Raw genomic sequence first — 6,438 nt, 5'->3', positions numbered from 1 at the left:
GGAGCTCGTCGCCGAGGCCCGGGACCGCGCCACGTCGGCGCTCTTCTCCGCCGTGCGGTCGACCGACTGGCAGGACCCGGCGAACTGGCCCACCGGCCGCGCCCTGCTCCCGCACATGGACGCCCTCGCCGCCCACACCCCCGTGGCCGCCGACACCGGCACCACGGCACGCCTCCTGACCCACGCCGGGGTCTTCCTCCTGAGCCAGGGGCTCGGCACCCGGGCCGCCAGGCACCTGCGCCGCGCCCTGGAGCACCACGAGGGGGAACTGGGCGAGGACGACATCCACACGCTCACCGGCCGGCACAACCTCGCGCACGCCCTCGAGGCGTCGGGGCGGCCGGACAAGGCCGTCCCCCTGTACGAGCGGGCCCTCGCCGACGAGGAACGCGTCCTCGGGCCGGATCACCCGCTCACCGTCGCCGGCCGCAACAACCTGGCCGACGCCTACCGGGCGGCGGGCGAACCGGACAAGGCCCTCGCCCTGCTGGGCCGCCACCCCGAGGACGTGGCGCTCCCGGCCGAGGGGGACGAGGACGCCCACCACGCCCTCGCCCTGCGCAACACCCTCGCCCACACCCGGCGACAGGCGGGTGACCGCACCGGGGCCGTCCGCCTGTACGAGGAGAACCTCGACGCGTGCCGGCGCGTCCTCGGCGAGGACCACCCCCTCACCCTCGTGACGCGGAACAACCTGACGGCCGCCCGCACGGCACCCGAGGACCCGGCCGGGGCCGTCCCCCTCTTCGAGCGGACCCTCCAGGACATGGAACGGGTCCTCGGCGAGGACCACCCCGACACCCTTCTCGCCCGCGCCAACCTGGCGGGCGCCCACCGGGACGCGGGGGACACCGACCGGGCCGTCGCCCAGTTCGAGCGGGCCCTGCCCGCCATGGAACGCGTCCTCGGTCCGGGCCACGCCACCACCCGCGCCACCCGCGTCGCCCTCGCCCTCACCCTCCGGGCGGCCGGCGATGGCGACCGTGCCGCGCGCCTCGCCGCTCCCGGCGACGCACCGGACCCGTCCGACGCCGTGCACCCCGACGCCGCGCACTCCGGCGTCCCCGGCGACGAACCCCCCGACACCCGCGCCGCCGACATCGGGTACGGCTTCCTGGCCGCCGGCGACCCGGAGCGTGCCGTCCCGCTGTTCGAACAGGCCGACGCCGCCGACCGCGAGCGGCTGGGCGAGGACCACCCCCGCTCCCTCACCGTCCGCCACAACCTGGCCGTCTCCCACCTCATGGCCGGCGCCCCCGACCGGGCCCTCCCCCTCTTCCGGGAGGTCCTCCGGGCCCGGGAGAGAACACTGGGCGCGGACCATCCCGACACTCTCACCAGCCGCCGTCACCTCGCCGACGCGCACCGCGAGGCGGGCGCCTTCGACCGGGCCGTCCCCCTCTACGAAGAGACGCTCCACGCGCGGACGCGGGACCTCGGCCCCCACCACCCGGAGACCCTCGCCGTCCTCGGCATGCTCGCGTACACGCTCCGGCTGGCGGGCCGGCCGGAGCAGGCCGTGCCCCTCTTCGAGCGGGCACTCCACGGACGGGAACAGGTCCAGGGCCCCTCCCACCCCGACACCCTCACCGTCCGTAACAGCCTCGCCGGAGCGTACGGCGACACGGGCGATCTCCGCCGGGCCGTACGGCTCTACGAGGAGAACGTCACCGCGTGCGCCCGGGCCCTCGGTGACGATCACGCCCACACCCTCACCGCCCGCCACAACCTGGCCACCGCCCACGCCGGGGCGGGCGACTTCCACCGGGCCGTCCCCCTGCTCGGGCAGACCCTCGACCACCAGGAGAGGGTGCTGGGCCCGGCCCACCCCGACACGATCACCACCGGCCTGAGCATGGCGGGAATCCTCCTGGAGGCCGGGATGAAGCGGGAGTCCCGCCGGCTGTACCAGGAGATCCTGACGACGTGTCTGCGCACGCTCGGAACCCAGCACCCCCTGACGCGCCGTGTGTACGCGCAGATGGTGGCCGCCAGGAAGGCCGGGCGGGGCCGGCGGAACCGGCGCACCTCCTAGGAGACCGACGCCGCGCCCCCGGCACCCCCGGTGCGGGCGCCGAGGGGGCGGGCCAGGTCCAGGAGGCTGAGGGCGACGGGCCCCGACTCGTGGGCACGGACCACGCGTCGTACCCGGGTCGCGAACCCCGGGCGCCGACCCGCGCCCGCCGTGCGGCCTGCGCCCCCGCCGGCCGGGGCGTCAGGCGCTCGTCGCGCGTGCGATCCAGCCGAGGTGCGCGCGGACGCGGGTGTTGACGGCGGGCGTGCTGGTGGCGCAGCCCCGTCCGTACGAGACGAGGCCGACGAGAGTGGGGCGGCCGTCGCGGTCCCGGTGGACCAGCGGGCCGCCGGAGTCGTACACGCAGGCGTCCCGCCCCGGCGCGTAGGTGCAGATCTGGGCCGGTGTCAGACCCGGTACACCCCGCGCCGCGCACGTTCCGTTGTCCATCGTCTCCAGGGTCACGGTCCGCAGCACGGGGGAGGGGCCGCCGCCGAACGAGGTCGCCCCCCAGCCGGCGACCTCGACCCGCGTCCGGTCGAAGGCGTCCGGCGCCGTGTGCGCGGGCAGCCGTACCGGGCGGACGCCCCGGTCGTGGCGGACCGGGCGGGTCAGCGTGATCACGGCGATGTCGTCGCGCTGGGTCTCCGGGTCGTACGCCGGGTGGCGCGCGAACCGGGCGGGCCGGGCGAGCACCGCGTACGGGGACTCCGTCCCGGTCGTCAGGTCGTGGTCGCCGAGCAGCACGGCGACCCGCCGGGGGTCACCGTACGAACCGGACAGGCAGTGCGCGGCCGTCAGGAGGTGGCGGTCGTCGACGAGCACCGCGCCACAGAACTCCCGGCGCTCCTCGACGTCCACCAGCGCCGCGACGTACGGGTACGCGTGCGGCCGGGCCTCCCGGCCGCCGACGACGGCCCCCGCCGGGGCCGCACCGAACGGGGTGACGGTGAGGACCGCCCCCAGGAGTGAGGTCACGAGCCGTCCGGCCCCTCGCATGAGATCTCCCCACGGTCGACGCCGCATGTTCATGACGTCAACGAGAGGCGGGGGAGGGGGTCACCCGTCCGTGGTCCCGGACTGGTGTCCGGGGCGTCGCGCGCCCGGGGTGGCCGACGTCCCGGGCACCGGGAGGGACAGAGCCCGGCAAGGGCGGCATACCGGTTGTCGGTGCCGCGTGCTTAGCTGGACGCATGATCGAAGACTTCCTGGAGCACGTCCTCGCCGGCGGTACGACCGAGGTCGAGGAGGCGGTCCGCAAGGCGGCCGCCGCCGAGATCATGCCGCGCTTCCGGCAGCTCGCCACCCACGAGATCATCGAGAAGAACGGCCCGCACGACCTCGTCACGGTGGCGGACCGGGCGGCCGAGGCCGACCTGACCGCCTCGCTCACCGCGCTCCTGCCGGGCTCCGTCGTCGTCGGCGAGGAGGCCGTCCACGCCGACCCGGAGGTCTACGGGGCGCTGGCCGAGGACGCCCCCGTCTGGATCGTGGACCCCGTGGACGGCACCCGCCAGTTCGTCCACGGCGACCCGGCCTTCTGCACCCTCGTCGCCCTCGCGCGGCGCGGCGAGATCCTCGCCTCGTGGACCTTCGCGCCGGCCCTGGACGAGCTCGCGGTCGCCGTGCGCGGGCACGGCGCCACCCTCAACGGCCGGCGGATACGCTCCGGTTCGCCCGCCGACGGCGCGGTCCTGGAGGTCGCCACCTCGCACCCCGACTACACCACCCCGGACCAGAAGCGGGCCCTCCTCGGACTCGACACCGACGGGGTGCGCCCGCGCCCCTGCGGCTCCGCCGGGCTCGAGTACCTGGCGGTGGCCCGGGGCGCGCTCGACGCGGTCGCCTTCTCCTGGGAGTACGCGTGGGACCACGCGGCCGGGCTGCTGCTCGTCGCCGAGGCGGGCGGCGCGCACGCGACCCTCACCGGCGAGCCCTTCCGGATCGCCGGAGGCAACGCCCTGCCGTTCACGGCCGCCCGGGACGCGGCGACCGCCGAGCGGATCGGTGGGCTCCTCAGGGGTGCCTGAGGGGCGCGCGAGTCCCGGGAGCCCGCCGTCCTATCCTGAGAACCCTGGCCGCCGGCTGACGAAGGAGTCCGAAGGTGCCGTCGATGCTCGATGCCGTCGTCGTGGGAGCGGGGCCCAACGGACTGACCGCCGCCGTCGAACTCGCCCGCCGCGGCCACTCGGTGGCCGTCTTCGAGGCGAAGTCCACCGTCGGCGGCGGCTGCCGGACCGAGGAGCTCACCCTTCCCGGCTTCCGCCACGACCCCTGTGCCGCCGTGCACCCGCTGGGCGCCGGATCGCCCGTCTTCCGGACGATGCCGCTGGACCGGTACGGCCTGGAGTGGCTGCACCCCGAGCTGCCCATGGCCCACCCCTGGGACGACGGCACCGCCGCGGTCCTCGCCCGCTCCGTCGCCGAGACCGCCGCTTCCCTCGGTCCGCGCGACGCGGGCGCCTACCGGCGGCTCGTCACGCCCTTCCTCGCCCACTGGGACACCCTCGTACGGGACTTCATGCAGCTGCCGCTGACCGCGCTGCCCCGGGACCCGGTCGCCCTCGCCCGCTTCGGCCTCGCCGGACTGCCGCCGTCCACCTGGCTGATGCGCCGCTTCCGCGACGAGAAGGCCCGCGCGCTGTTCGCCGGTCTCGTCGGCCACGTCATGGCCCCGCTCGGCGGACTCGCCACCGGCGCCGTCGGGCTGGTCTTCGCGCTCGCCGCCCACGCGGGCGGCTGGCCCCTGCCCCGGGGCGGCTCGCAGAGCATCTCCGACGCCCTCACCGCGTATCTGAAGGACCTGGGCGGCGCCGTCCACACCGACTTCGAGGTCAAGCGCCTCGACGACCTCCCGCCCGCCCGCGCCTACGTCTTCGACACCTCGCCCACCGCCCTCGCCCGGATCGCGGGACTCGGCGGGTACTACGACCGCTACCGCTACGGCGCCGCCGCCTTCAAGATCGACTACGCGCTCGACGGTCCCGTGCCCTGGACCGCCGAGGCCCCGCGCCGCGCCGGCACCGTCCAGATCGGGCCCACCGCCGGCGAGATCGGCACCGCCCTGCGCCAGGCCTCCTCCGGAACCGCCCCCACCACCCCCTTCCTCATCACCGCGCAGCCCACCCTGGTCGATCCCGGCCGCGCGCCCGAGGGCAAGCACGTCTTCTGGGCGTACGGACACGTCCCGAACGGCTGGCGCGGCGACCTCACCGAGGCGATCGAGCGCCAGATCGAGCGCTTCGCCCCCGGCTTCCGCGACCGCGTCCTCGCCCGCGCCGTCGCCGCCCCTGCCGAACTCGCCGCCCGCAACGCCAACTACGTCGGCGGCGACATCGCCTGCGGCGCGGCCAGTGGTCTCCAGCTCCTCCTGCGCCCCACCCTGTCGCTCCGCCCCTACAGCACCCCCCACCCGGCGGTCTTCCTCTGCTCCTCCGCCACGCCGCCCGGCCCCGGCGTGCACGGCATGTCCGGGCACAACGCGGCGAAGGCGGTCTGGCGCCGGCTGCGAAAATAGACTGCGCCCATGGCCAAGTACCTCGACGTCCACCCCGAGAACCCCCAGCCGCGCATCATCGACTCCGTCGTCGACACCATCCGGAAGGACGGGCTCCTCGCCTACCCGACGGACTCCTGCTACGCCCTGGGCAGCCGGGTCGGCAGCCACGACGGCATCACCCGCATCCGCGAGATCCGCCGCCTCGACGACCGCCACCACTTCACCCTCATGTGCGCGAACTTCTCCCAGCTGGGCCAGCTCGTGCACGTCGACAACAACGTCTTCCGGGCCGTCAAGTCCGCCACCCCCGGCGCCTACACCTTCATCCTGCCCGCGACCAAGGAGGTGCCCCGCCAGCTCCTCCACCCCAGGAAGAAGACGGTCGGGGTACGCATCCCGGACCACGTCGTCACCCAGACCCTGCTCGCCGCGCTCGGCGAACCGCTGCTCTCCAGCACCCTCCTGCTGCCCGACGAGGAGGAACCGCTGACGCAGGGCTGGGAGATCAAGGAGCGTCTCGACCACCAGGTGGACGTGGTGCTCGACTCGGGGGACTGCGGCACCGTCCCCACCACCGTGGTCGACTTCTCCGGCGGGGAACCCGAGATCCTCCGCGTCGGCGCGGGCGATCCCACCCGCTTCGAGTAGGCCTCCGGCGCGAGCGCGCGGCGCTCCGGGCCACCCGCCGCCGGCCGGCCCTTACGGAACGGGCCGTGATCATTTACGGTCGGGCCGGTAGCAGGAAGCGACCACCGGAGGCCGGTACCGTGATCGTCATCGCCCACGTCAGCGACGTCCACATCGACGAGGAGGAACGGAGCGCCGCCCGTACCCGCGCCGTGCTCCGGTACCTGGAGGAGCTGCCGTACGACCTGGCGGCCGTCCTCGTCACCGGTGACATCACCGACAACGGCACCCCCGCCGA

The 6,438-nt window shown here is 75.2% G+C and carries 6 protein-coding genes; 5 read left to right on the top strand and 1 reads right to left on the bottom strand.

What is annotated here, in order from left to right; genetic code table 11:
- A partial coding sequence (locus tag RIF68_RS23220; RefSeq protein WP_309053226.1) for a tetratricopeptide repeat protein occupies window positions 1–2,035 on the top strand: 2,035 nt, incomplete at its 5' end.
- Between the two features lie 180 nt (window positions 2,036–2,215).
- Here the strand turns inward: RIF68_RS23220 and RIF68_RS23215 are convergent.
- On the bottom strand, window positions 2,216–2,992 hold the full coding sequence (locus RIF68_RS23215; RefSeq protein ID WP_309053225.1) for a serine protease: 777 nt from the start codon (window positions 2,990–2,992) through the stop codon (window positions 2,216–2,218).
- A 215-nt stretch (window positions 2,993–3,207) separates the two neighbouring features.
- Here RIF68_RS23215 and RIF68_RS23210 point away from each other — a divergent pair, with 215 nt between their 5' ends.
- From RIF68_RS23210 to RIF68_RS23195, 4 genes are all read left to right on the top strand, one after another.
- Window positions 3,208–4,044 (top strand): inositol monophosphatase family protein, encoded by an 837-nt coding sequence (locus RIF68_RS23210; RefSeq protein ID WP_309053224.1) that lies wholly within the window; start codon window positions 3,208–3,210, stop codon window positions 4,042–4,044.
- Between the two features lie 74 nt (window positions 4,045–4,118).
- A complete protein-coding gene (locus tag RIF68_RS23205; protein ID WP_309053223.1) occupies window positions 4,119–5,531 on the top strand; it encodes an NAD(P)/FAD-dependent oxidoreductase in 1,413 nt (470 codons plus the stop codon).
- 9 nt (window positions 5,532–5,540) lie between these two features.
- On the top strand, window positions 5,541–6,161 hold the full coding sequence (locus RIF68_RS23200) for an L-threonylcarbamoyladenylate synthase (protein ID WP_309053222.1): 621 nt from the start codon (window positions 5,541–5,543) through the stop codon (window positions 6,159–6,161).
- A gap of 65 nt (window positions 6,162–6,226) precedes the next feature.
- Window positions 6,227–6,438, top strand: a 212-nt coding sequence (locus tag RIF68_RS23195) for a metallophosphoesterase family protein (protein WP_375165734.1), incomplete at its 3' end; no start/stop codon positions are given.

This window comes from Streptomyces sp., assembly GCF_031178505.1.
In the GTDB taxonomy this organism is placed as follows: Bacteria; Actinomycetota; Actinomycetes; order Streptomycetales; family Streptomycetaceae; genus Streptomyces; species Streptomyces gulbargensis.
Note: the sequence above shows the minus strand (reverse complement) of the source record. Positions and strands in the feature narration are given on the sequence as shown.

Bases quoted from the DNA above. Each gene is read 5' to 3' on its own strand.
- RIF68_RS23210 (WP_309053224.1), top strand. From the start codon at position 3,208: ATGATCGAAGACTTCCTGGAGCACGTCCTCGCCGGCGGTACGACCGAG.
- RIF68_RS23200 (WP_309053222.1), top strand. From the start codon at position 5,541: ATGGCCAAGTACCTCGACGTCCACCCCGAGAACCCCCAGCCGCGCATC.